A 24,706-nucleotide genomic window follows, 5' to 3' on the forward strand; every position below is an offset into this window, starting at 1 on the left:
GCCCCGGGCCGCGCCCCCCGGCGCGCCGCCCCCCCCCCCCCCCCGGGCGCCGGCCGCGCCCGGGCCGGAAGATCAGGCCCCGCGGACTCCGCCCAGGGCCATCGACACCGCCGCGTCCGCGATGGTCGTGGGGTCCTCGGCCGCGCCGAGTTCGATGCGGCGGACCGCGGCGTCGACGACGCCCTGCAGGAGCATGGCCTCCAGACGCGGCTGGGGACGCCCCAGGGCGGAGAGCGCGTCGACGATCATGGTGACGAGGCCGCCGTGGGCCGCGCGGATCTTCTCGCGGGCGCCGTCGTCGAGCTCGCTCGCCGAGATCGCGACGACCGCGCGGTGGCGCCGGTCCCCGACGAGTTGCAGCTGGCTGCGGACGTAGGCCTCGACCTTGCCCTCGGCCGTGTCGGCGGTGGCCATGGCCGACTCGACCTCGGCGGCCCACACGGGGAAGTCGACGGCGCAGAGCTCCTCGACGACGGCCGCGCGGGAGCGGAAGTACTCGTAGACCGACGAACGGGCCAGGCCGGTGCGCTCGGCGAGGGCGGGGAAGGTCAGCGCCTCCGTCCCGCCTTCGGACAGCAGGGAGCGCGCGGCGTCGAGCAGGGCGCCGCGCTGCATGGTCCGGTGCTCGGCCACGGAGGCCGCTCGAATCCTGGGCACTGCTCCACTGTACGGCGAGGGGGCCTCACTCGGTCAGCGGCCCACGTCGGCCAGTTTGGCGCGAAGCTGGAGGACGGACTTGGTGTGGATCTGGCTGACCCGGCTCTCGGTGACGCCGAGGACGTGCCCGATCTCGGCGAGGGTGAGGCCTTCGTAGTAGTAGAGGGTGACGACGGTCTTCTCCCGCTCGGGGAGGGTGTTGATGGCGCGGGCGAGGAGCCGGCGCAGCTCGCGGTCCTCGGCGACCTCGACCGGGTTGTCGGCCGCGGTGTCCTCGAGGGTGTCCATGAGGGAGAGCCGGTCGCCGCCTTCTCCGCCGACGTGCAGGAGTTCTTCCAGGGCGACGACGTTGGCCAGGGACAACTGGCTGAAGACGGAGTGGAGTTCCTCCAGGGTGACGCCCATCTCGTGGGCGACCTCGGTCTCGGTGGGGGTGCGCCGCAGCTGGGCTTCGAGGGTGGCGTAGGCGCGTTCGACGTTGCGGGCCTTCTGGCGGACGGAGCGGGGGATCCAGTCGAGCGCGCGGAGTTCGTCGATCATGGCGCCGCGGATGCGGGTGATGGCGTACGTCTCGAACTTGATGGCCCGTTCGACGTCGAACTTCTCGATGGCGTCGATGAGTCCGAAGACCCCGGAGGAGACGAAGTCGGCCTGCTCCACGTTGGACGGCAGGCCGACGCTGACGCGTCCGGCGACGTATTTGACGAGGGGCGAGTAGTGCAGGATCAGCTGCTCCCGCAGCCGCTCGTCGCCGGTGTCCTTGTACGAGCGCCACAGCTCGTCGAGGGAGGTCGGTGCGGGCGGTCGCACGGTGCCCCGGGCTGCTGGGGGCACCGCGGCGCGGTCAGACCCGGAGGTGTGCTGGGGCATGCGTTGCCTTGTGCCGTTCTGCTGTCGGGTGCGAAGGAGTCGTTCCTGTTGTCGGGCGGGGGATGCACGTGAGCGTAGCGTGAGTGGGCTGTCGCGGTGCGCGAACGGCGAGGGATCGCGCCGGTCGGGGTGGCTGCCGTCGCCCAGGTCTTCGAACGGGGGCCGTGGCGCGGGTCGGCCCCTCGGGTGCGGCCGAGAGAACTCGCTTGCTCATCGGCTTCACCATTTCACCCGAATGCCCCAGGTCAAGTAGCGCCATGCCGGATGTTCGACGGTTCTGTGCCCCTGTTCGTCAACCTCCAGTGGTCCTGGTGTCGCTCGACGAACCCCAGCGAGTGGAGTTCGTACAGCTTGGCGAGGGCGTCGTCGGGGTGGGCGCCGGCGCGGGCGGCGATGTCGGCGAGGGATGCGGGGCCGCGGCCGGGGAGGGCTTCGAGGACGCGGGCGGTGCCGGGGGCGAGGAGGTCGCGGGGCAGGACGGGGCCGCGGCGGGGTGGGGCGAGCTGCCCGATGGCGCCGACGAGTTCGATGATCTCGGCGGCGTCGGTGACGAGGGTGGCTTCGCCGCGGAGCAGTTCGTGGACTCCGGCGGAGAGCCCGCTGGTGACGGGGCCGGGGACGCCCATGGTGTGGCGGCCGAGGCGGGCGGCGGCGCGGGCGGTGACGAGGGAGCCGCTGCGGTGTTCGGCCTCGACGACGACGGTGCCGCGGGTGAGGGCGGCGATGACGCGGTTGCGGAGGAGGAAGCGGCTGCGGGTGGGGTGGCCGCCGGGGGGCAGTTCGCCGATGACGAGGCCTTGTTCGGCGATGCGGCCGATGAGGCCGGCGTGGCCGGGTGGGTAGGCGACGTCGACTCCGCAGGCGAGGACGGCGATGGTGGCGCCGTCGCTGCCGAGGGCGCCGCGGTGGGCCGCGCCGTCGATGCCGAAGGCCGCGCCGGAGACGACGACCCAGCCGCGTTCGGCGAGGCCGCCGGCGAGGGTCGCGGCGGTGTGGGCGCCGTAGGGGGTGCAGGCGCGGGCGCCGACGACGGCCACGGAGCGGAGGGCCCAGCCGCGGAGGTCGGCGGGGCCCCGGACCCAGAGGCCGAGGGGCCGGGCGTCGCCGAGGTCGTCGAGCTGTCGGGGCCAGGCGGCGTCGCCGGGGACGAGGAAGTGTCCGCCGAGCCGGGCGATGTGGTCGAGGTCGCGCTCGGGCGCGGCGGTGCGGGCGCGACGTCGCCAGCCCGCGATCCGTCGCGCACCGGTGGCGGGCGGGCCGTCGCTGTCGTGGGTGTGGCGGGCGGGCCGGGCGGGCGGGGACTGGGGCTCGCGGCCGTCGCTCTCGTACGGGGCGGGTCCGGCCGGGAACAGGTCTGCGGTGTCGCCGGGTTCGCGCGGGGCCCGGGGGGCCGGGAGCGGGGCTTCGCCGTCCGCTTCCGTCAGGAGCTCCAGGAAGCCGCTCGCCCCGTATCGGTGCACGGCGCGGCCCGCGTGCTCGTCGCCCGGTTCGACGATGTGGGTGAGGGCGGCGCGGGCGAGGCGTTCGGTGTCGTGGCGGGTCATGTCCACTCCCCCGCGGTGACGGGGACGCCTCGGGTGATGCCGGTGCGGAGTTCGAGGGCGAGGGCGAGGTCGTCGGTGCCGGGGCGGTCGCGGCCGGCGAGGTCGGCGGCGGTCCAGGCGACGCGGAGGACGCGGTCGAGGCCGCGGGCGGTGAGGAGGCCGCGGTCGATGTCGCGTTCGGCGGCGGCGAGGGCGCCGGGTGCGGCGGTGTAGCGGGTGCGGAGTTCGTGGCCGGGGATCTCGCTGTTGACGGTCCAGGGGGTGCCGTCGAGGCGCGCGGCGGCGCGGGCGCGGGCTTCACGGACGCGGTCGGCGACGGTGCCGCTGTCCTCGCCGCGGCCGCCGCGGCCGAGGAGCTCGTGGCGGGTGACGGGTTCGACTTCGACGCGCAGGTCGACGCGGTCGAGGAGGGGTCCGGAGAGGCGGGCCTGGTAGCGGCGGATGAGGGAGGCGGGGCATTCGCAGCCGGCGCCGTGGAGGGTGTGGCGCCCGCAGGGGCAGGGGTTGGCGGCGAGGGCGAGGAGGAAGCGGGCGGGGAGGCGGACGACGCCGGCGGCGCGGGCGACGACGACGTGTCCGGATTCGAGGGGCTGTCGGAGGGCGTCGAGGGCTTTGGTGGTGAATTCGGGGGCTTCGTCCAGGAAGAGGACGCCGCGGTGGGCGAGGGAGACGGCGCCGGGGCGGGGCAGTCCGTTGCCGCCGCCGATGAGGGACTGCATGGTCGCGGAGTGGTGGGGTGCGCAGTAGGGCGGGCGGTGGACGAGGGGTTCGCCGGGCGGGAGGATGCCGGCGATCGAGTGGACGGCGGTGACTTCGAGGGATTCCTGGCGGGTGAGGGGCGGCAGGATGCCGGGGAGGCGCTCGGCGAGCATGGTCTTGCCGGCGCCGGGCGGTCCGGAGAGCAGCAGGTGGTGGGCGCCCGCGGCGGCGATCTCCAGGGCGCGGCGGGCGGTGTGCTGTCCGGCGACGTCGGCGAGGTCGGGTCCGTCGGCGGGGTCGGCGGCGAGTCCGGTGCCGATCCCGGCGCCGGGGACGAGGAGTCCGGCGAGCAGGGGGTCGGGGCGGCCGTCCTCGTGGGGCGCCTCTTCGGGGACGGGCTCGTCGGCGAGGACGGCGATGAGCTGGCGCAGGGTGCGGACGCCGAGGACCGAGACGCCGGGGACGAGGGATGCCTCGCCGGCGGTCTGCTCGGGGACGACGACCTGGCGGTATCCGGCGTCGGCGGCGGCGAGGACGGCGGGCAGGACGCCTCGTACGGGGCGGACGCGGCCGTCGAGGCCGAGTTCGCCGATGAGGACGAGGTCGGCGATGGCCCGGGGGTCGACGCGTTCGGCGGCGCCGAGGACGGCGGCGGCCACGGCGAGGTCGAAGCCGGAGCCTCCCTTGGGGACGGAGGCGGGGCTGAGGCCGACGGTGAGTTTCTTCTGGGGCCATTCGGCGCCGGAGTTGGCGATGGCGGCGCGGACGCGGTCGCGGCTCTCGGTGAGGCTCTTGTCGGGGAGTCCGACGAGGGTGAAGGCGGCGACTCCGGCTTCGAGGTCGGCCTGGACCTCGACGACGACGCCTTCGACGCCGACGAGGGCCACGGAGCAGGTGCGGGCGAATCCCATCAGGCCACCCCTCGGGCGTGGGTGACGACGGGTGCGCCGCGGCGGGGCAGGACGACGCCGACGAGGTCGATCCGGACGCCGCCGCGGGGTGTGCGGCCGTGTCGGTCGAGCCAGCAGGCGGCGAGGTGGCGCAGGCGGGCGGCCTTGCGGGGGGTGACGGCGGCCATGGGGTGCTCGAAGGCTCCCTCACGGCGGGTCTTGACCTCGCAGACGACGAGGGTGTCGCCGTCGCGGGCGACGATGTCGATCTCTCCGGTGCGGCCGCAGCGCCAGTTCGTGGCGAGGATCTGCAGGCCGGCCGCGGTGAGCAGCCTGGCGGCGAGCTCTTCGCCGTACTGCCCGAGGGCTCGGGTTGCGTTCATTCGGTACCACCTCCGGCACCGAATGTGACGCATCGTGACGCCGCGTGTGCGGCGCTGTGGACGGGCGGGCCGTTGTGGAAAACCGGGCCACCCTCACGAGTGGTTTCAGCTGCCGGGGAGCTCCAGGTCGCTCTTGTTGAGCTCCTCGATGTTCACGTCCTTGAACGTGAGGACACGGACCTGCTTGACGAAGCGGGCGGGCCGGTACATGTCCCAGACCCAGGCGTCGGCCATGGAGACCTCGAAGAACACTTCGCCCTGGACCGAGTGCACCTGCATCTCGTAGTCGTTGGTGAGGTAGAAGCGCCGCTCGGTCTCGATCACGTATTTGAACAGCCCGACGACGTCGCGGTACTCCCGGTAGAGCTTCAGCTCCATCTCGGTCTCGTACTTCTCGAGGTCCTCGGCGCTCATGGCATGTTCCCCTTCAGCCGTGCGTCCCCCTATTGTGCGCCAGTCGCCCGGGCCCCTAAACGATTTCCGGGGCGAGAACGAGCGGCGCGCTCGGGGGTCCTTCGTCGAGCAGCGTGCGGAGCAGCTCGGCCAGTCTGTTGGGGTACACCGTCTCACGCGCCGCCGACAGTTCGGCGGAGGTCCACCACCTCAGGCCGGCCACACTGCGGGCCTCCAGTTCGGTGAGCCCGCCGGGCGCGGTGGCGGTCTGTGTGGTGCGGGCCAGGTAGTACCACTCGTCCTGGTCCCAGCGGCGGCCGTCGAAGGGGAAGGAGCAGTAGCGCCGCCACAGCACCGGCCCGAGTTCGACGTCGGTGATGCCGGTCTCCTCGGCGAGTTCGCGCAGCGCGGCCTGCTCCCGGCTCTCGTCGCCCTCCAGTCCGCCTCCGGGTGTGAACCACCAGGTCTGGGCGGGGTCGTCGGGTTCGTAGCCGTGCATGAGGAGGATGCGGTCGTCCGGGTCGAGCAGCACGACCCGCGCCACCCGCCGGGCGGAAGGTCCCGTTCCCGCCGCCGTCATGCGTTCACCTTCCCCTCGGTCCGTCCCGTGGCCGCGGCCGCGGGCTTGCTCGGGGCCAGTGTCCGGGCGATCGGCCCGTACGCGGCACCGGCCAGGATCAGTACACACCCGGCGACGGCGGCGTAGAAGAGGGGTGCGACGGGGCCCGGGGCGGAGACCCCTCCGGGCAGGGCGGCGAAGTTCGCCGGCCGGTCCACGACGCCCTTGGCGGGCCAGGCGACGGCGTCGACGCGGCCGACGACGGCGGAGACGGGCACGGAGCCGTGGCCGGCCTCCTGCAGGTGGGCGCGGGAGTCCATGGAGTTGTGCCGCTCGTCGCCGAGGAGGAAGAGCTTCCCGGCGGGGACGGTCGCGGAGAACTCCACGGCGGAGGCGACCTTGCCCGGCCGCAGATACGGTTCCTCGATCTCCTTGCCGTTGACGGTGACCCGCCCCCCGGCGCCGCAGCAGGCGACGGTGTCGCCGCCGACGCCGACGACCCGCTTGACCATGGGCACGTTGCCCCACATCGGGTCGTTGAAGACGACGATGTCGCCGCGCTTCACGTCCGCGCCGTCGATGCGCTGGGCGAGCACCTTGGAGCCGACGTCGAGCGTCGGGGTCATCGAGTCGCTGGGCACCGTGAACGGCTGGTAGAGGACGGCGCCGACGACGAAGCCGCCGAGGAAGAGCACACAGCCGACGGCCACGGCCAGCCCCGACAGCAGTCTGCCGAGGCGGCCGTGGCCGTCCTTCGTACGCGATTCGACGCTCATGGGCACCCCGGATGCTCCGCGGACCGTCCGTGCGACGGTCCGGGACGGCACCCTACCCGCGGGTCGCTACTCCGCGGTATGGCGATCGGCGCGCCTCTTGCGCCGCCACAGCACGAGCGGGAGCGCCACGGCGAACCCGGCGGCGCCGGGGGCGACGGCCAGCGCCTGGTTGAGCCCGGGCTGGTCGAAGGTGGCCGGGACGGGCAGGGTGGCCCAGCGGGTGACCGGCCAGGCGATGACGACGGCCCGGCCGACGACCTCGTCGTTGGAGACGGTGCCGCCGCCCGCGAGCTCCATGTGGAAGCGGGAGTCGAGCGAGTTCTGCCGGTTGTCGCCCATGACCCAGATGCGGCCCTCGGGGACCTTGACCGGGCCGAAGGCCGGGTCGCAGGGCACCGAGCCCGGGTACAGGTAGGTCTCGTCCAGCTCCTTGCCGTTGACGACGACCTTGCCGCCCTCCTTGCAGGAGACGGTGTCGCCGCCGATCGCGATGACCCGCTTGATCAGGTCCTTCTCCTCGGCGGACGGCATGAGGCCGATGAAGCTGAGGACCTTCTGCACCACGTTCGGCTCGGCGGTCTTGCCGTCCTCGAGCCAGCCGCCCGGGTCGTGGAAGACGACGACCTCGCCGCGCTCCGGCTCGGAGCCGAACCACGGGGTGAGCTTGTCGACGAGGACCCGGTCGCCGCGCTGGAGCGTGTTCATCATCGAGTCCGAGGGAATCGAGAACGCCTGCACCAGGAAGGTCTTGATGAGCAGCGCGAGGACGAGCGCGATGCCGATGAGGAGGGGCAGTTCCTTCCAGAAGGAACGCTGGGGCCGGGGGCCGCGGTCGCCGCGGGCCGTGCTCCCGCCGTCCCCGTCACCGTCCCCGTCGTCGTCGCTGCCACCGCCTTCGGCAGCCGGGCCGTCCGTGGCGGGGGACGTCGGCGTCGAGTCCTCGTCCGGGCGCCGGCCGAGGCGCGGATCGGGGTCGGGACGACCCGCGGCGTCATCCGTCATGGCCGCCGCCGACGGGACCGGCCGCTCGGGCCTCTCCTCGGGCTCGTCGTGTCCTGATCGTGCGCCGACGGCCAAATCCCCCACATCCACTCCTCAGTCCGTGCAATCGCCCGTCCCGGAACAGGGACAGGCCCACCACTCCCATAACGAGCAGAAGTTCCGCAGGGGTCGGGAGCCAAGGCAATCCGTTGAGATCGCGCTGGGACACACTATGCGACACACCGTGCGCCGCTGCCGCGCCCACGCCGTCGGCGTCCGGGACGGACGCGAAGGTCGACCGCTCCTCCAGGCGCCGCCAGTGGCCGAACGGCCAGGCGATGACGACGGCCCGGCCCACGATCTGCTCCTCGGAGACCGTGCCGTGGTCCTTCTCGTCGAGATGGAAGCGCGAGTCGGCGGAATCGGACCGGTGGTCGCCCATGACGAACACCCTCCCCTGCGGGACCTTGACCTCGAAGGGGATCTTCGAGGGCGGGTTCCCCGGGTGCAGATACGGTTCGTCCAACGGTACGCCGTTGACCGTGAGCCTGCCGTCCGCCGCGCAGCACTTCACGGTGTCCCCGCCGACCGCGACGACCCGCTTGATCAGGTCCTGTTCGTCGGCCGAGGGCAGCAGCCCGATGAAGGTGAGCGCCTGCTTGAGCTGCTTGACCCCCACCGGGGCGTCGGCGGCCGGCTCGGTCTCCTGCTGGAGCCAGTTGCCCGGGTCCCTGAAGACGACGACGTCGCCGCGCTGCGGCTCGGCGCCGAACCAGGGCGTGAGCTTGTCGACGAGCACCCGGTCGTCGATCCGGATGGTCTGCTCCATCGAACCGGACGGGATCACGAAGGCCTGCACCAGGAAGGTCTTCAGGACCAGCGCGATGAGGACGGCGACGGTGAGGAGGAGCGGGATCTCCTTGACGGCGGAGCGCCGCCGACGCCGTTTGACCTTGCGGGCGAGCTTGCGCCGCTCGGCCCGCCCCGGTGCGGCACGGACCTCGCCGTCCGCCCCCGCCGCGGCGCCGCGGCGGCCCGCGGGCGGCTTCCCCCGGCTACCCACGGCCGGGCCCGCGGGGCTCGGCCGGCCCGACCCGCCCGACCGGCCCGACCCGCCCGACCGGCCCGACCCGCCCGACCGGCCCGACCGGCCCGACCGCGTGCGCGGCCCCGTGGCCGCCCGTGGTCCACGCCGGTACGCGAGCGAAGGCGTCCGTGTCGGGCACGGTGGACCAGCGGCCGAAGGGCCAGCCGATCCAGTCGGCGCGGCCGATCACCTTGTCGACCGGGACCATGCCGCCGCCGGGCTGCCCGAGATGGTCGCGGGAGTCGCTGGACTGGCTGCGGTGGTCGCCCATCACCCACAGGGTGCCGTCCGGCACCACGATGTCGAACGGAACGCCGGACGGCTGGTCGCCCAGCATCACGTACGTCTCGCGCACGGGGACGCCGTTGACGCTGATCCGGCCGTCCTTGTCGCAGCAGACCACCCGGTCGCCGCCGGTGCCGACGACCCTCTTCACGAAGTCCGTCTCGTCGGGCTCGGCCAGCCCGAGGGCGGCCGCGGCGTCGTGCACCAGGCCGGTGACCGGATTGCCGTCGGTCTCCTCCTGGACGAAGGACCCGGTGCCGTCGAAGACGACCACGTCACCGCGGCGCGGCTGGTCGCCGAAACGGTACGCCAGCTTGTTGACCAGGATCCGGTCGCCGACCTGGAGGGTGGGCTCCATCGAGCTGCTGGGCACCAGGAAGGGCTGCAGCACGAAGTGGCTGAACAGCAGCAGGAAGACCATGCAGGCGACGCCGACGAGCCCGGTACGCCGCCAGGTCAGTCCACCGGAGGGGGAGGCGGGCCCGCCGTCGTCCGCCGGTGCGTCCTCGACCCGTGCGGCGGCGCTCCCGGCATCCGCGGCGCTTCCGTCCTGCGCGGCATTCGCGGCGCCCCCCGCACCCCGCCGGGCCTCCGCACCCCGCCCGGACCCCGGGTCCGCCCCGGAAACGCGCGCGGAGCGCGACCGCTCCTCCTTGCCGGAGGAGCGATCGCGCTCCGTGTGCTGTGCTTCGGTGTCCATCGGGGGCAGAGCCTATCCCGCCACCCTGTGGGCCGGAGCTCAGTTGTCGCGCTTCTCCTTGATCTTGGCAGCCTTGCCGCGCAGCTCACGCAGGTAGTAGAGCTTGGCGCGACGGACGTCACCGCGGGTGACGAGCTCGATCTTCTCGAAGATCGGGCTGTGCACCGGGAAGGTGCGCTCGACGCCGACGGAGAAGGAGACCTTGCGGACCGTGAAGGTCTCGGAGACGCCCGAGCCCTGACGGCGGATGACGACACCCTTGAACTGCTGGATACGGGAGCGGTTGCCCTCGATGACGCGAACGTGGACGTTCACGGTGTCGCCGGGGCGGAAGGCCGGGACGTCGGAGCGCAGCGAACCGGCGTTGACCTGGTCGAGCAGGGAGGCCATGGAGGTCTCTTTCCTCGCTGATGCCACAGGTCATCAGCGGTACGTACGAATGGTTGGTGATGGTCGTCCGTCCCTGGCGGGCGTCGTTCCCCCTGTGGCAGGGGCGCGCGCCGGACGCACGACAGCGGCCTATTCTTCCACGCCGTCCGGCCTGCGCCAAAATCGGCCGCCGGGCTCGGGGGCCCAGCCCAGCATGGAGAGGATCTCCCGGTCCTTCTTGTCGAAGGCGGCGGGGTCGCAGCGCTCGATCAGGTCGGGCCGGTTCGCGGCGGTGCGGCGGAACGCCTCGTCGCGGCGCCAGCGGGCGATCTTGCCGTGGTGCCCGCTGAGCAGCACGTCGGGGATGCCACGGCCGCGCCACTCCGGGGGCTTGGTGTAGACGGGGCCTTCCAGGAGGTTGGCCATGGCACCCGGGGCGAAGGAGTCGTCCCGGTGCGACTCGGCGTTGCCGAGCACGCCGGGCAGGAGCCGGGCGACGGCCTCGGTGACGACGAGGACGGCGGCCTCGCCGCCGGCCAGGACGTAGTCCCCGATCGACACCTCGTAGACCGGCATGCGGGTGGCGTACTCGTCGATGACGCGCCGGTCGATGCCCTCGTAGCGGGCGGGCGTGAAGATCAGCCAGGGCCGCTCGGAGAGCTCGACGGCGAGCTCCTGGGTGAAGGGACGGCCGCTCGGGGTGGGGACGACCAGGACCGGACCGTGGGCGCCGGCCTCGAAGCCGTCCGCGAGGGTCTGGTCGAGGGCGTCGCCCCAGGGGTCGGTCTTCATGACCATGCCGGGACCGCCGCCGTACGGGGTGTCGTCGACGGTGTTGTGCCGGTCGTACGTCCATCCGCGGAGGTCGTGGACGTGCACGTCGAGCTGCCCGCGGGCGCGGGCCTTGCCGACGAGCGAGACGTTCAGCGGTTCGAGGTACTCGGGGAAGATCGTGACGACGTCGAGGCGCATCAGGAGGCGTCCTTGTCCGCGCCGGAGCCGGAGCCCGCGTCCGCGTCGTCAGCCGGAGCGGCCTCGGAGGGCCCGTCGGCCTCGGCCTCGGCCTCGCGCGCGGAGACGACGACCGCGTCGGCGTCGTCGATCAGACCCGGCGGCGGGGCGATCACGGCACGCTGGTTCTCCAGGTCGATCTCGGTGACGATCTCCGAGACGAACGGGATCATGAGCTCGCTGCCGTCGGGCCGCTCGACGATGAACAGGTCCTGGGACGGCAGGTGGGAGATCTCGGAGATCACGCCGATCTCGGTGCCGTCGGCGAGCACGACGTCGAGGTCGACCAGCTGGTGGTCGTAGTACTCGTCCTCCCCGTCGGGGAGCTCCTCGGGATCGATGTCCGCGATGAGGAGGATGTTGCGCAGGGCCTCGGCGCCGTTGCGGTCGGCCACGCCCTCGAAGCGCAGAAGCAGCCGGCCGCTGTGCACCCGGCCGGTCTCGATGGTGAGCGGCCCGGCGGAGGCCGGGTCGGTGTGCAGGACGGCGCCGGGGCCGAGCCGCAGCTCGGGCTCGTCGGTCCGCACCTCGACGGTGACCTCGCCCTTGATGCCGTGGGCGCGGCCGATCCGCGCGACTACCAACTGCACTGGTGATCTCTCCTGTCGTACGACAACGGGCCGGGGAGGGCCGTCGGCCCTCCCCGGCCCGTGCCGGTGTCAAACGTTCAGCGGACCTGGTCCACGTCGACGAGGTCGACACGGATGCCACGGCCGCCGATGGCGCCCACGACGGTACGCAGCGCCCGCGCGGTGCGGCCGTTGCGGCCGATCACCTTGCCGAGGTCGTCGGGGTGCACCCGGACCTCAAGGACGCGGCCACGGCGCAGGTTGCGCGAGGCGACCTGCACGTCGTCGGGGTTGTCGACGATGCCCTTCACGAGGTGCTCGAGAGCCTCCTCGAGCATGATCAGGCCTCGGTCGACTCGGTGGACTCGGCCTCGGCCTCGTCCGCCTTCTTGTCGGCCTTCTTGGCCTTCGGGGTGATGGCCTCACCCTTGGTGTCGTCGCCCTCGAGAGCCTTGGCGAACTCGTCGAAGGTGGCGCGCTTGGCTTCCTTGGTCGCCGGGGCGAGCAGGGGCTTCTCCGGAGCGGGGAGGCCCTTGTGCTTCTGCCAGTCGCCGGTGAGCTTCAGGATGGCGAGAACCGGCTCGGTCGGCTGGGCGCCGACGGACAGCCAGTACTGCGCACGCTCGGAGTCGACCTCGATACGCGACGGGTTGTACGTCGGGTGGTAGAGGCCGATCTCCTCGATCGCACGACCGTCCCGGCGGGTGCGGGAGTCGGCGACGACGATGCGGTAGTGCGGCTGGCGGATCTTGCCGAGGCGCTTGAGCTTGATCTTGACTGCCACTGGAGTGGTGTCTCCTGGTCTTGACGTGGTTGGGCACTTGAGATGCCACGTGGGGTTGCGGTACTCGGGTGCCCGATGGACGCGTCAGCCGGAGGAGAGAGGGGTCCTGTGCGACTGTCGAGTACAGCTAGCCATTGTGCCACACGCCGCGGGCCCGGCCGCCCCGGGTCATGCCGGCCCCGGGTCCCCCGTCCCGGGTCGGCCGACCTCGGTCAGCTCGCGGCGCCCACCGTCTCCGGGATGCGGAAGGGCTTGCCGCAGCCGCCGCAGACGATCGGCGCCTGGGCGAGCACGGACGGGACCACGCGCACGTTGCGTCCGCAGTCGCAGACGGCCTTGACCCGCACGCCGCCGCCGGAGGAGCCGTGCCGGGCGGCCGGCCCGCGGAAGGAGCGCTTGGTGTCGGCGGCGGTCGCGACCGTGTGGGCCTTGAGGGCGCGCTGGAGCCGCTCGATGGTGGGCCGATAGCGCCGCCTGGCCTCCGCGTTCAGGGTGACCAGGGAGAAACCGCTGCTGGCATGCGGTTCCTCGGGATGGTCCAGGCCCAGCTCCTCGGCGATCGCGAGGAATCTGCGGTTGTGGTAGCGGCCGGCGCGCGAGGTGTCGCGGACACCTCGGGCGGCGGCGATGCCGTGGACTGCCTCGTGGAGCAGTCGCTCGAAGGAGAGTTCGGCGCCGCAGGCGGACGAGGACTCTCCGATCAGGGACTCGGGCGCGGCAAGGTCGGGCAGCTCGGGGTGGTGCCGCTGAATGTCGGCCCACGCCTGCGCCAGCTCTGCGGCGAGAACAGGGGGTGTCGTGCTCACGTCGGGTACAACGAGCCGGATCCCCTCCGGGTTCCATTCCGGGGCAAGTCAAATATTTTGCACGTACCCGTCAGTCGGCACCGATGCGTCCGGAGCTGCGCGTAGCGGCGCATACGCCCCGCGCGCGGGGCGGTCCCGCACGCCGGGGCGGGGGCGGACCGGTCGCGGACGCCGGGACGGGGCGGCTGGTCACGCCCGCCGGGACGGTGGTGGGAGGACAGTACCGGGTGCCTGCCCGAACTCGGGCACCAGCCCCCCTCCCCCGGCGAGATCCGGCCGGTGCCTCCCGGTCCCGCGGCACCGACCCCGACCGGTCCCGCGGAACTGGCCCCGAGTCGTCCGGCCCGAGCACTGGACGGGGACCGCGATGCGCAGTTCCCTGGCTACGGGGGGTTGTCGTCAGGTACGGATTGGGGCGCTTTCCATGACACCTACGCTCGTCCCGCACCACCCCGCGCGCGACTGGGCCGAGATCCAGGAACGCATGCTCGTCCCGCTCTACGAGGCGGTGTACGACCGGCTCGGCGTGGGCGCCGGGTCACGGGTGCTCGGCCTCGGCTGCGGCTCCGGCCTCGCGCTGCTCATGGCGGCGGGGCGCGGGGCGCGGGTGGCCGGCGTCGACCGGGACCACGCGCGCGTGGCGCTGGCCAGGGAGCGGCTCCCCGAGGCGCCGCTCGGCACGACGGGGGCTCCGGAGGCCGGTCCGTACGACGTGATCACGGCCTTCCACGGGACGGCCGGGTTCCCGGGAGGCCTGGCGTCCGTCACCCGTTCGGCCGAACGGGACGCGGCGATCGTGCTCGCCGGCTGGGGCCCGGCCGAGCGGTGCGCGACGGCCCCGGTGCTGCGGGTCGCGGCCCGGCTCGCCGGCTGGGCGGGTGCGGAGCGGGCCGGCCTGGAGGAGACGGTCGCGGCGGCGGGGCTGCACCCGACGGCCTCGGGCCGGGTGGCCTGCCCGTTCGGTTACGCGGACCGGGACAGCGCGGTGCGGGGCCTGCTGTCGACGGGTGAGTTCGACGCGGCGGTCCGGGCGACGGATCCGGACCAGGTCGAGAAGGAGCTCCTGGAGGCCCTGGAGCCCCATGTCCGGCCGGACGGCACGGTCTGGATGCCGAACGTGTTCCGCTACGTCGTCGCCCGGGTCGCCTGATCCACCGGGCCTCCGGGCCGGCTCGACCCCCACTCCCCCAAGGGGTGTCCCGTCGACCGGACCGGATCGGGGCGCGGTGGGCCGGATCCGCCCCCGGGCCGGCTCGACCCCCACTCCCCCAAGGGGTGCCCCGTCGACCGGGCCGGATCGGGGCGCGGTGGGCCGGATCAGGGAGCGGCGGACCAGCGTCGCCCGGCGCCGCGGAGCCCGGCAGGGTCGGCGAGGCTCCCTACGCCTCCTTCGCCGACCGGGGGATCCCCGCCGCCCGGTACGCCTCGGCCTCCTCCAGCGTCTCGTTCGCGAGGAGGGCCTCGGCGAGGGCGTCGAGTCGCTCGCGGTGCTCGCGGAGCTGGCGCAGGGCGCTCTCGTAGCACTCGTCGACGATGCGGCGCATCTCCTCGTCGACGGTGTCGAGGGTGGCGGGCGCGGCGGAGAGGCCGTAGGCCTGCTGGGCGTCGCCGGGGATGGCGGTGAGTCGGCCGACGCGTTCGCTCATGCCCCAGCGGCCGGCCATGCCGCGGGCGATGTTGGTGACCTGTTCCAGGTCGCTCTCGGCGCCGGTGGTGATGACGCCGAAGACGACCTGTTCCGCGGCCATGCCGCCGAGCGCGCCGATGATCCGGCCGCGCAGGTAGTCCTCGGTGTAGGCGTACTTGTCGGACTCGGGAGTCGAGAGGGTGACGCCGAGGGCGCGGCCGCGCGGCACGATGGTGATCTTGCGGACCGGGTCGGCGCCGGGCTGGAGCATGCCGAGGAGGGCGTGGCCGCTCTCGTGGTACGCGGTGCGGCGGCGCTCCTCGAAGGGCATGACCAGGGGGCGTTCGGCGCCGAGCTGGACCTTCTCCAGGGCGTCGGAGAGGTCGGACCGGGTGACGGCCCGCTGCTGGCGTTTGACCGCGAGGAGCGCGGCCTCGTTGGCGAGGTTGGCGAGTTCGGCGCCGGTCATGCCGGGGGTGGTCTTGGCCACGTGTTCGAGGTCGACGTCCTTGGCGAGCGGGATCTGCCGGGTGTGGATCTTGAGGATGGCCTCGCGGCCGCCCCGGTCGGGCGGGTTGACGTGGACGATCCGGTCGAAGCGGCCGGGGCGGGTGAGGGCGGGGTCGAGGACGTCGGCCCGGTTGGTGGCGGCGATCACGATGACGCCCTCGGAGCCGGTGAAGCCGTCCATCTCGGTGAGGATCTGGTTGAGGGTCTGCTCGCGCTCGTCGTGGCCGCCCATGCCGGCGCCGGCGCCGCGGGCCCGGCCGATGGTGTCGATCTCGTCGATGAAGATGATCGCGGGGGCGACCTTGCGGGCCTCGGCGAACAGCTCGCGCACCCGGGAGGCGCCGACGCCGACGATCATCTCGATGAACTCGGAGGCGGAGGCGGAGAAGAACGGCACGCCGGCCTCCCCGGCGACGGCCCGCGCGAGCAGGGTCTTGCCGGTTCCGGGCGGTCCGGCGAGCAGCACGCCGCGGGGCATCTTGGCACCCATCTCGCGGTAGGCGTCGGGGTTCTTCAGGAAGTCGACGACGTCGTTGAGTTCGCCCTCGACCTCGTCGATGCCGGCGACGTCCTCGAAGGTGGTGCGCTTGCCGCCCTCCAGTTCGACGGGCTTGGGCGGGGCCTTGCGGCCGAGCATGCCGCCGGCGCCGCCCATGCCGGAGCTCATCCGGCGGGCGATGAAGACCCACAGGACGATCAGGAGCAGCATCGGGGCGAGCGAGATCAGCAGATTGGCGAGGAAGCTGCGCTCCTGGACGACGGGCTCGGCGGTGACGGTGACGTTGTTCTTGGTGAGCTGGGCCCACAGGTCGTCGTCGGCGAAGGCGGGCCGCTGGGTGGTGAACTTGGTGTAGTCGCCGTCGCCGTTCGGGACGGGCTGTTTGTTCTTCAGCTGCCCCTGGATGGCGTCGCCCTTGGAGTAGATCTTGGTGACGTTGCCGGCGGCGACCTGCTTGTCGAACTCGGTGTACGAGATGGTCGGCCCGTCCTTCTCGTTGAAGAAGGACAGCACGAGGTTGGCGATCAGATAGACGACGAGTGCGGTGAGGATGAGCCCGCCCCAGCCGCCCGGCATCTTCCTCCTGGCGGGCGGGGGCGGCGGGGCCCCTTCCGAGCGCCAGGGCTGGTCGGTCCGGTCGCGCGGGGGTACGGGGTTGGCCACGGGCTCTCCTCGGGGCGGCAATGGCCCCAGTATCGAAGAGCTGCGCATTCACGGCATTACGGGTGGACCGGGCGGACGAGAAGGGGCCCGGAGCGGTTACGTACCGCCCCGGGCCCCTTCGTGCGCCGTCCTGCCCGGACGCCGTGCTGCCGTACGCCGTCCGGCCGGCCGTCGGGTCAGCCCATGAACTTCTTGAACTCGTCCGGGAGCTCGAACTCGCCCGGGCCCTGGCCCGCGGCCGGGAGTCCGAAGGCGCCGCCGGCCTGCGCCTGCTCGCGCTTCGCCTGGGCGGCCTGCTCCTCGGCCTTCCGCTTCATCGGGTTGCCGCTCTTGCGCTTGCCCTTGGCCTGCTTGATCTGCTTCTTCTGCCGGCCGGGGCCGCCGCCCATGCCCGGGATCCCGGGCATGCCCGGCATGCCGCCGCCCTGCGCCATGCGCGACATCATCTTGCGCGCCTCGAAGAAGCGCTCGACGAGGCCCTTGACGGCGCTGACCTCGACACCGGAGCCCTTGGCGATACGGGCGCGGCGGGAGCCGTTGATGATCGTCGGGTCCTGGCGCTCGGCCGGCGTCATCGACTTGATGATGGCGCCGACGCGGTCGACCTCGCGCTCGTCGATGTTGTTGATCTGCTCCTTCATCTGCGCCATGCCGGGCAGCATGCCGAGGAGCTTGGAGATCGACCCCATCCGACGGACCTGCTCCATCTGGGCGAGGAAGTCGTCGAGGGTGAAGTCCTGGCCCTTCTTGGACGCCAGCTTGGAGGCCATCTTGGCGGCCTCTTCCTGGCTGAAGGTCTGCTCGGCCTTCTCGATGAGCGAGAGCACGTCGCCCATGCCGAGGATGCGGGACGCCATGCGGTCCGGGTGGAACGCGTCGAATTCGTCCAGCTTCTCGCCGTTGGAGGCGAACATGATCTGCTTGCCGGTGACGTGCGCGATGGAGAGCGCGGCACCACCGCGGGCGTCGCCGTCGAGCTTGGAGAGCACCACGCCGTCGAAGCCGACGCCGTCGCGGAAGGCCTCCGCGGTGTTGACGGCGTCCTGACCGATCATGGCGTCGACGACGAAGAGGATCTCGTCGGGCGAAACGGCGTCGCGGATGTCCGCGGCCTGCTGCATCAGCTCGGCGTCGATGCCGAGGCGGCCGGCGGTGTCGACGACGACGACGTCGTGCAGCTTGGTGCGCGCGTAGTCGATCGAGTCCTTGGCGACCTGGACCGGGTCACCGACGCCGTTGCCCGGCTGCGGGCCGTAGAAGCCGACGCCGGCGCGGTCGGCGACGACCGAGAGCTGGTTGACGGCGTTGGGGCGCTGGAGGTCACAGGCGACGAGCAGCGGGGTGTGGCCCTGGCTCTTGAGCCAGAGACCGAGCTTTCCGGCGAGGGTGGTCTTACCGGCACCCTGCAGACCGGCGAGCATGATCACGGTCGGCGGGGTCTTGGCGAACCGCAGGCGCCGGGTCTCGCCGCCGAGGATGCCGATGAGCTCCTCGTTGACGATCTTGATGACCTGCTGCGAGGGGTTCAGGGCCTTGGAGACCTCGGCACCGAGCGCCCGCTCCTTGACGCGGGAGATGAACGCACGGACGACCGGGAGCGCGACATCGGCCTCGAGGAGGGCGATACGGATTTCCCGGGCCGCGCTGTCGATGTCCTGCTCGGAGAGGCGGCCTTTACCCCGGAGGGACTTGAAAGTCGCGCTGAGGCGGTCGGAAAGCGTATCGAACACGGTGGTCGCGATTCCTCGGGTCGGGGTGGGCAGTCACCCAAGGGTATCCGGCCCGGGAAGACGGGCGCCCTGTCCGGTGCGGAGCCGGGCGCCCGCCGGGGTCACCGCAGGGCCTCCTCCAGCGTCTTCGCCAGGCCCGCGGCCTCCTCCGGGGCCAGGAGCGAGCCGTCCGGCCGGGTCACGTACAGGGTGTCGACCGCGTTGGCGCCCAGCGTGGAGACGTGGGCGCTGCGGACCCGGACCTCGGCGCCCTCCAGGGCGCGGCCGATGCGGTGGAGCAGGCCGGGCGCGTCCTGGGCGCGGACCTCCAGGACGGTGGCGAGGCGGGAGTCCGCGGCGGCGACGGTGACGCGGGGCGGCGGGGCCTGGACGCCGCGCCGGCGCGGGTAGGCGGCGTCGCGTTCGGCGAGCCTGGCCGGCACGTCGAGGGAGCCGTCGAGGGCGCGGACCAGGTCGGCGCGGAGCCGGTGGGCCTCGGGCAGCGAGCCGTACTCGGCGGCGACCCGCCAGTCGAGGACGAGGACGGGGCCGTCGCCGAGTTCCCGGGGCAGGGCGACGGCGCGCAGGTCGGCGGCGCGGACGGTGAGCCGGTGCAGGGCGAGGACGCCGGCGACGGCGGGCAGGACGCCGGGCCGCTCGGGCAGGGCGACGAGGAGTTCGACGCCGACGGGCTCGGGCTCCTCGGAGCCGTCGGGGACGACGGGCTCGGTGTGCAGGGCGAGGACGGGTTCGCCGGTCCGGAGCGCCTCGATGGCCAGCCGTTCCTGTTCGGCACTGGGTGCGGCGGCCTCCGGGTCGGGGAGCTCCTCGCCCGCGAGGACGCCCGCGACGCGTTTGACGAGGTCGGCGACGAGGGAGGCGCGCCAGGTGGACCAGGCGGCCGGGCCGGTGGCGAGCGCGTCGGCCTCGGTGAGGGCGTGCAGGAGTTCCAGGGCGCCGAGGGTGCCGACGGCGGCGGCGACGCTCTGGACGGTGGCGGGGTCGTCGAGGTCGCGCCGGGTGGCGGTCTCGACGAGCAGCAGGTGGTGGCGGACGACGGTGGCGATGACGGCGACGTCGGCGCGGTCGAAGCCGATGCGGGTGGCGACGTCGCGGGCGATGGTCTCGCCGGCGACGGAGTGGTCGCCGGGCCAGCCCTTGCCGATGTCGTGCAGGAGGGCGGCGACGAGCAGCAGGTCGGGGCGGTGGACGCGGCGGGTGAGGGAGGCGGCGCGGACGGCGGTCTCGACGAGGTGCCGGTCGACGGTCCAGGTGTGCACGGGGTTGCGCTGGGGGCGGCAGCGGACGCGTTCCCAGTCGGGCAGCAGCCGGGTGACGAGGCCCTCGGCCTCCAGGGCCTCCCAGACCGGGACGGTGGGCTCGCCGGCGCCGAGGAGGGTCACGAGTTCCTCGCGGGCCTCGGCGGGCCACGGCACGGGCAGCGGTTTCGCGGCGGCGGCGAGCCGGCGCACGGCGTGCAGGGAGAGCGGCAGGCCGGCCTGGGCGGCGGCAGCGGCGGCCCGCAGCGGCAGTACGGGGTCGCGTTCGGGTCTGGCGCTGAGGGCCAGCACGACCTCGCCCTCCATCTCGACGACGCCTTCGGCGAGCGGGGTGCGTTCGACGGGCTGTTTGGCGGCGCCGGACCGCCCGAGGAGGGAGCGGAGCCGGGGCCGGGCGGAGCGGGCCCGGAGGACCCGGTTGACCTCGCGCCAGGTGACGTCGGAGGCGTACGAGATGGTGCGGGCGGCCTCGTACACCTCGCGGAGCAGGGTGTCGGCGTCGAGGAGGCCGAGTTCGGCGGCGACGGCGTCCTGTTCCTGGAGGGCGAGCCGGTCGGTGGCGCGGCCGGTGGCGAGGTGGAGGGCGTCGCGGGCGTCGAGGAGGCGGCGGCGGGCGTCGTCGAGGCCCTCGCGGGGGGCGTCGGCGAGCCAGGAGGCGGCGACGGCGCGCAGGGCCTGGGCGTCGCGGAGCCCGCCGTGGGCTTCCTTGAGGTCGGGTTCGAGGAGGTACTGGAGCTCGCCGGAACGTTCGGCGCGTTCGCGGCAGAGGGCGTGGAGCTCGGGCAGCCGGCGGGAGGCCTGGTTGCGCCAGTCGGCGAGGACGGTGGTCCGCAGGGCGGTGACGAGGCCGGCGTCGCCGGCGACGGGCCGGGCGTCGAGGAGGCCGAGCTGGACCTTGAGGTCCTCTCCGGCGGTTCTGCGGGCCTCGGCGGTGGTGCGCACGGAGTGGTCGAGGGCGAGGCCGAGGTCCCATACGGGGTACCAGACGCGGTCGGCCAGGGCCGCGACGGTGCCGGCGTCGGCACCGCCGTCGTGGAGCAGGAGGAGGTCCAGGTCGCTGCGTGGGGAGAGTTCGCCGCGCCCGTAGCCGCCGACGGCGACGAGGGCCGTGCCCGGGGGCGCCCCCGCGGCCTCGTACAGCCCGGCCAGCCAGTCGTCGGTCAGGCGGGCCAGGGCGGTACGGCGCGGCGGCCCGGACCGCGCCTTCTCGGTGAGAAGGCGCAGCCGGGCCGCCGCGTAACCGCCGGGTCCCGAATCGTCAGTGTCCGTTGTCACGTCGAGGCTCGTCACCAGGCGGCTCCTTACAGGTCGAGCGCTACAGCGCGTCCGGTCCGCGTTCGCCGGTGCGGACCCGTACGGCGGTCTCGACCGGGACGCTCCACACCTTTCCGTCACCGATCTTGCCGGTGCGGGCGGCCTTCACCACGACGTCGATGAGCTGTTCGGCGTCGTCGTCCTCGACGAGGACCTCGATGCGGATCTTGGGGACGAGGTCGACGGTGTACTCGGCGCCGCGGTAGACCTCGGTGTGGCCGCGCTGGCGGCCGTATCCGCTGGCCTCGGTGACCGTCAGCCCGTGGACCCCGAAGGCCTGGAGTGCCTCCTTGATCTCGTCGAGCCGGTGCGGCTTCACGACCGCGGTGATGAGCTTCATGCGTCCACCTTCGTGTTCTGCGTCGGAGCGGGGGCGGCTGCGGCGGTGGTGCGGGGGGCGATGCCGCCGCCGGCTCCGCTGAAGTCGTACGCGGTCTCGGCGTGCTCGACCTGGTCGATGCCGGAGACCTCGTCGTCCTCGCTGACCCGCATCCCCATCGTCTTGTCGATGATCAGGGCGAGGATCGCGGAGGCGATCAGAGAGTAGGCGAGGACGGAGAAGACGCCGATGGCCTGCTTGCCGAGCTGGTCGAGGCCGCCGCCGTAGAAGAGGCCCTTGGCGTCGGACTGGACGCCGCCGGTGGCGAAGAAGCCCACGAGCAGGGAGCCGACGACACCGCCGACGAGGTGGACGCCGACGACGTCGAGGGAGTCGTCGTAGCCGAACTTGTACTTGAGGCCGACGGCCATGGCGCACAGCAGGCCGGCGACGGCGCCGATGCCGATGGCGCCGAGCGGGGAGCAGGAGCCGCCGGACGGGGTGATGGCGACGAGGCCGGCGACCGCGCCGGAGGCGGCGCCGAGGGTGGTGAAGGAGCCGTGGCGGATCTTCTCGTAGATCAGCCAGGCGAGCATGGCGGCGGCGGTGGCGACCTGGGTGTTGACGAACATGACGGCGCCGACGCCGTCGTCGTTGCCGAGCCACGAGCCGGCGTTGAAGCCGAACCAGCCGAACCAGAGGAGGCCGGCGCCGAGCATGACCAGCGGGAGGCTGTGCGGGCGCATCGGGTCCTTCTTGAAGCCGACGCGCTTGCCGATGACGAGGATCACGCCGAGGGCCGCGGCACCGGCGTTGATGTGGACGGCGGTGCCGCCGGCGAAGTCGATGACGCCCATCTCGAAGAGCCAGCCGCCGGTGCCCCAGACCCAGTGGGCGACGGGGAAGTAGACGATCGTGACCCAGAGGGTGATGAAGAGGGCCCAGGCGGTGAACTTGACGCGGTCCGCGAGGGCGCCGCTGATCAGGGCCGGGGTGATGATGGCGAACATCAGCTGGAAGACGGCGAAGACGTACACCGGGATGGTGTAGCCGTCCCACAGCTCGGTGAGACCGATGCCGCTGAGGCCGACGTACTCGGAGGACCAGCCGAAGAGCGAGGCCGAGTCGGTGCCGAAGGCGATGCTGAAGCCGTAGAGCACCCACAGGATCGTGACGATCCCGAGGCTGATGAAGCTCATCATCAGCATGTTGAGGGTGGACTTCACGCGGACCATGCCTCCGTAGAAGAAGGCGAGGGCCGGGGTCATCAGCATGACCAGGGCGGAGCAGATGAGCATGAACCCTGTGTTGGCGGCGGACAGCGTGGGCGTGTCCGCTGCCAGGGTCGTGATGGCTGCTGCCATCGGCGTCTCCTCGTCGTCGAGCGGCCTGTGCGGGGCGGGGCCGAGGGGCGGGGCCATTGAGGCGTGGCCGGTTATGCGCCAGAGATTCGCGCAGCGCGGTTTCCGCCGATGCCGCTCGATGTTTCGCCGCAGTGACGAAGGGGCGGGGAGTGTTACGCGGCCGTGAACGGCAGGGTCACGGGGAGGTAACGGGACTACCATCCGCACGTCCGGCCCGCCGCCGTGCGAGGGGGGCGGGCGGCCTCGCGGGCCCTGTCGGCGCAGGAGGGGCTGCCGAGGGGATCGACCGCACGGGACGGCGGGCACGAGGACCGGCCGCGTCGGCCGTCCGTGTGTCCTTGCGGCGGGGGAGCCGATCGGGGTTTACGGGACGGCCGGCGCGGCCGGGGTGGGTGGGGCGCTGCCCGCCGGGTTCAGACGGCCTCCGCCGTCTCGGGGAGCAGGGCGGTGAGCCGGTCGGTGAGGTGCACGACTTCGGCGACGTCGCCGAAGTCGCGGGCGGCGGTGTCGACGGTCTTGCGGAGTCGGGTGTTGACCCGTTCGGAGCGCACCTTGCGGGCGATGCCGAGCGCCTTCTCGGCGAGGACGACGGACTGCTCGGGCTCGCGCTTGAGGAGGTGGACGGTGGCCATGCCGATGAGGTTGAGGGCGTAGGAGCGCTGGTGCTCGGGGTCCTTCTCGAAGAGTTCGACGGCCCGCTCCATGACCGGCTCGGCGAGCGAGGCGTAGGTCGGGGAGCGGCCGGCGACGTAGGCGAGGTCCCGGTAGGAGTGGGAGTTCTCGCCGTTGAGCTCGGCCTCGGAGAAGAAGCGGATCCAGTCGGGCTCGGGCTCGCGGTCGAGGCCGACGTCGGCGAAGGTGTCCTCGGCCATCCGCACGGCCCGCTTGCACTTGGAGGGCTGGCCCATGTTGGCGTAGGCGCGGGCCTCCATCGCATACAGCATGGCCTGGGTCCGCGGGGTGGCGCAGTCCCGACTGCCGTACTGCGCCAGGTGGATGAGTTCGAGGGCGTCGTCGGGCCGGCCGAGGTGGATCATCTGGCGGCTCATCGAGGACAGGATGTACGAGCCGAGGGGCTTGTCGCCGGCCTCCTTGGCGGCGTGCAGGGCGAGCACGAAGTACTTCTGGGCGGTGGGCTGGAGGCCCACGTCGTAGCTCATCCAGCCGGCCAGCTCGGCCAGTTCGGCGGCGCAGCGGAAGAGGCGCTGGGCGGTGGCGGAGGGCTGCGGCTCCTGGAGCAGGTCGGTGACCTCGTGGAGCTGGCCGACGACGGCCTTGCGGCGCAGGCCGCCGCCGCACTGGGCGTCCCACTGGCGGAACATGACGGTGGTGGACTCGAGCAGGTCGAGCTCGACGGCGGAGAGCCGGTGGGCGCGCCGCTCCTCGCCGGCCGGTTCGGGCAGGGCCTCGCCGACCGGGGTGGGTACCAGCCAGCGCTGCATGGGCTCGATGAGGGCGGGTCCGGCGGCGAGCGCGAGCGAGGAGCCGAGGAAGCCCCGGCGGGCGAGCATCAGGTCGCTGCGGGAGAACTCGCTGAGCAGGGAGACGGTCTGGGGCCCGGCCCAGGGCAGGTCGACGCCGGAGACGGAGGGCGACTGGTGGGCGGTGCGCAGGCCGAGGTCCTCGATGGCGACGACGGAGCCGAAGCGCTCGGAGAACAGCTCGGAGAGGATCCGCGGGATGGGTTCGCGGGGCTGTTCGCCGTCGAGCCAGCGGCGCACCCGGGAGGTGTCGGTGGAGATGTGGTGCGCGCCCATCTGGCGGGCCCGGCGGTTCACCTGGCGTGCCAGCTCGCCCTTCGACCAGCCGCTGCGCACGAACCACGAGCTCAGCTGCTCGTTCGGGCGCTTGCCGGCAGTCGTACCGTCTGCGCCGTTGCCGCCCACTGGAACGCCCCCATCCACCTGATGTCGTCTACGCGAACCCCTGCCAGGATGCCGTGTTCCACGGCGTCCGTCCGGTGTTTGTGCTCCTTCGAACGGAAATCCGGCTTGCCTCCGGCATACCCGCGCGTGCAGTGCGCCCCGGGGTTCGTGTACCGAAGGTAATCCTACGATC

At 72.8% G+C, this 24,706-nt stretch carries 24 protein-coding genes; 1 reads left to right on the forward strand and 23 read right to left on the reverse strand.

Annotated elements, in window-relative coordinates:
• Nucleotides 1-72: 72 nt before the first annotated feature.
• The 17 genes from AB0M16_RS31160 to AB0M16_RS31240 form a co-directional block, all read right to left on the reverse strand.
• Nucleotides 73-633 (reverse strand): helix-turn-helix domain-containing protein, encoded by a 561-nt coding sequence (locus tag AB0M16_RS31160; protein WP_365349043.1) that lies wholly within the window; start codon nucleotides 631-633, stop codon nucleotides 73-75.
• A 57-nt stretch (nucleotides 634-690) separates the two neighbouring features.
• On the reverse strand, nucleotides 691-1,527 hold the full coding sequence (gene whiG / locus AB0M16_RS31165; RefSeq protein WP_365348906.1) for an RNA polymerase sigma factor WhiG: 837 nt from the start codon (nucleotides 1,525-1,527) through the stop codon (nucleotides 691-693).
• 245 nt (nucleotides 1,528-1,772) lie between these two features.
• Nucleotides 1,773-3,071 carry a DNA-processing protein DprA gene (dprA, locus tag AB0M16_RS31170; protein WP_365348908.1) on the reverse strand — a complete coding sequence of 433 codons (1,299 nt, stop codon included), beginning with the start codon at nucleotides 3,069-3,071 and terminating at the stop codon, nucleotides 1,773-1,775.
• A complete protein-coding gene (locus tag AB0M16_RS31175; RefSeq protein WP_365348910.1) occupies nucleotides 3,068-4,681 on the reverse strand; it encodes a YifB family Mg chelatase-like AAA ATPase in 1,614 nt (537 codons plus the stop codon). The genes dprA and AB0M16_RS31175 overlap by 4 nt, the downstream gene beginning before the upstream one ends.
• Complete coding sequence (locus tag AB0M16_RS31180; RefSeq protein ID WP_365348912.1) at nucleotides 4,681-5,043, reverse strand: YraN family protein; 363 nt, start codon at nucleotides 5,041-5,043, stop codon at nucleotides 4,681-4,683. The genes AB0M16_RS31175 and AB0M16_RS31180 overlap by 1 nt, the downstream gene beginning before the upstream one ends.
• A gap of 105 nt (nucleotides 5,044-5,148) precedes the next feature.
• A complete protein-coding gene (locus AB0M16_RS31185; protein ID WP_005311352.1) occupies nucleotides 5,149-5,457 on the reverse strand; it encodes a DUF2469 domain-containing protein in 309 nt (102 codons plus the stop codon).
• 55 nt (nucleotides 5,458-5,512) lie between these two features.
• Nucleotides 5,513-6,016, reverse strand: coding sequence for an NUDIX hydrolase (locus AB0M16_RS31190; protein WP_365348914.1), 504 nt, complete (start codon nucleotides 6,014-6,016; stop codon nucleotides 5,513-5,515).
• On the reverse strand, nucleotides 6,013-6,771 hold the full coding sequence (lepB, locus tag AB0M16_RS31195) for a signal peptidase I (protein WP_365348916.1): 759 nt from the start codon (nucleotides 6,769-6,771) through the stop codon (nucleotides 6,013-6,015). The genes AB0M16_RS31190 and lepB (AB0M16_RS31195) overlap by 4 nt, the downstream gene beginning before the upstream one ends.
• A 66-nt stretch (nucleotides 6,772-6,837) precedes the next feature.
• Complete coding sequence (lepB, locus tag AB0M16_RS31200; protein WP_365349045.1) at nucleotides 6,838-7,848, reverse strand: signal peptidase I; 1,011 nt, start codon at nucleotides 7,846-7,848, stop codon at nucleotides 6,838-6,840.
• On the reverse strand, nucleotides 7,763-8,815 hold the full coding sequence (gene lepB / locus AB0M16_RS31205) for a signal peptidase I (RefSeq protein WP_365348918.1): 1,053 nt from the start codon (nucleotides 8,813-8,815) through the stop codon (nucleotides 7,763-7,765). The genes lepB (AB0M16_RS31200) and lepB (AB0M16_RS31205) overlap by 86 nt, the downstream gene beginning before the upstream one ends.
• Nucleotides 8,808-9,824, reverse strand: coding sequence for a signal peptidase I (gene lepB, locus AB0M16_RS31210; RefSeq protein WP_365348920.1), 1,017 nt, complete (start codon nucleotides 9,822-9,824; stop codon nucleotides 8,808-8,810). Before lepB (AB0M16_RS31210) ends, lepB (AB0M16_RS31205) begins: the two co-directional genes overlap by 8 nt.
• Before the next feature lie 39 nt (nucleotides 9,825-9,863).
• Entirely contained in the window at nucleotides 9,864-10,214 is a 351-nt protein-coding gene (gene rplS / locus AB0M16_RS31215; protein WP_365348922.1) for a 50S ribosomal protein L19, read from the reverse strand.
• A 129-nt stretch (nucleotides 10,215-10,343) separates the two neighbouring features.
• Nucleotides 10,344-11,165, reverse strand: a complete 822-nt coding sequence (gene trmD / locus AB0M16_RS31220; protein WP_365348924.1) for a tRNA (guanosine(37)-N1)-methyltransferase TrmD — start codon at nucleotides 11,163-11,165, stop codon at nucleotides 10,344-10,346.
• Nucleotides 11,165-11,794 carry a ribosome maturation factor RimM gene (rimM, locus tag AB0M16_RS31225; RefSeq protein WP_365348926.1) on the reverse strand — a complete coding sequence of 210 codons (630 nt, stop codon included), beginning with the start codon at nucleotides 11,792-11,794 and terminating at the stop codon, nucleotides 11,165-11,167. Before rimM ends, trmD begins: the two co-directional genes overlap by 1 nt.
• A 77-nt stretch (nucleotides 11,795-11,871) precedes the next feature.
• Nucleotides 11,872-12,111, reverse strand: coding sequence for an RNA-binding protein (locus AB0M16_RS31230; protein WP_005311361.1), 240 nt, complete (start codon nucleotides 12,109-12,111; stop codon nucleotides 11,872-11,874).
• A gap of 2 nt (nucleotides 12,112-12,113) precedes the next feature.
• Nucleotides 12,114-12,557, reverse strand: a complete 444-nt coding sequence (gene rpsP, locus AB0M16_RS31235; protein ID WP_365348928.1) for a 30S ribosomal protein S16 — start codon at nucleotides 12,555-12,557, stop codon at nucleotides 12,114-12,116.
• A 212-nt stretch (nucleotides 12,558-12,769) separates the two neighbouring features.
• Nucleotides 12,770-13,363, reverse strand: coding sequence for a hypothetical protein (locus AB0M16_RS31240; RefSeq protein WP_345485364.1), 594 nt, complete (start codon nucleotides 13,361-13,363; stop codon nucleotides 12,770-12,772).
• 424 nt (nucleotides 13,364-13,787) lie between these two features.
• Here AB0M16_RS31240 and AB0M16_RS31245 point away from each other — a divergent pair, with 424 nt between their 5' ends.
• Nucleotides 13,788-14,513, forward strand: coding sequence for a methyltransferase domain-containing protein (locus AB0M16_RS31245; protein ID WP_365348930.1), 726 nt, complete (start codon nucleotides 13,788-13,790; stop codon nucleotides 14,511-14,513).
• A 229-nt stretch (nucleotides 14,514-14,742) separates the two neighbouring features.
• Here the strand turns inward: AB0M16_RS31245 and ftsH are convergent, their stop codons facing one another.
• The 6 genes from ftsH to AB0M16_RS31275 form a co-directional block, all read right to left on the reverse strand.
• The gene (gene ftsH, locus AB0M16_RS31250) at nucleotides 14,743-16,662 is read right to left on the reverse strand and encodes an ATP-dependent zinc metalloprotease FtsH (protein WP_365348932.1); all 1,920 of its coding nucleotides are present in this window, start codon (nucleotides 16,660-16,662) and stop codon (nucleotides 14,743-14,745) included.
• Nucleotides 16,663-16,838: 176 nt separating this feature from the next.
• On the reverse strand, nucleotides 16,839-18,392 hold the full coding sequence (ffh, locus tag AB0M16_RS31255) for a signal recognition particle protein (RefSeq protein WP_365348934.1): 1,554 nt from the start codon (nucleotides 18,390-18,392) through the stop codon (nucleotides 16,839-16,841).
• A 101-nt stretch (nucleotides 18,393-18,493) separates the two neighbouring features.
• A complete protein-coding gene (locus tag AB0M16_RS31260; protein ID WP_365348936.1) occupies nucleotides 18,494-20,941 on the reverse strand; it encodes a [protein-PII] uridylyltransferase in 2,448 nt (815 codons plus the stop codon).
• Nucleotides 20,942-20,966: 25 nt separating this feature from the next.
• Nucleotides 20,967-21,305, reverse strand: coding sequence for a P-II family nitrogen regulator (locus AB0M16_RS31265; protein ID WP_004924863.1), 339 nt, complete (start codon nucleotides 21,303-21,305; stop codon nucleotides 20,967-20,969).
• The gene (locus AB0M16_RS31270; RefSeq protein WP_365348938.1) at nucleotides 21,302-22,648 is read right to left on the reverse strand and encodes an ammonium transporter; all 1,347 of its coding nucleotides are present in this window, start codon (nucleotides 22,646-22,648) and stop codon (nucleotides 21,302-21,304) included. The genes AB0M16_RS31265 and AB0M16_RS31270 overlap by 4 nt, the downstream gene beginning before the upstream one ends.
• 413 nt (nucleotides 22,649-23,061) lie before the next feature.
• Nucleotides 23,062-24,534: a hypothetical protein gene (locus AB0M16_RS31275; protein ID WP_365348940.1), complete on the reverse strand. Its 1,473-nt coding sequence runs from the start codon at nucleotides 24,532-24,534 to the stop codon at nucleotides 23,062-23,064.
• Between the last annotated feature and the right edge of the window lie 172 nt (nucleotides 24,535-24,706).

Source organism: Streptomyces sp. NPDC051921 (assembly GCF_040680975.1).
Lineage (GTDB): Bacteria > Actinomycetota > Actinomycetes > Streptomycetales > Streptomycetaceae > Streptomyces.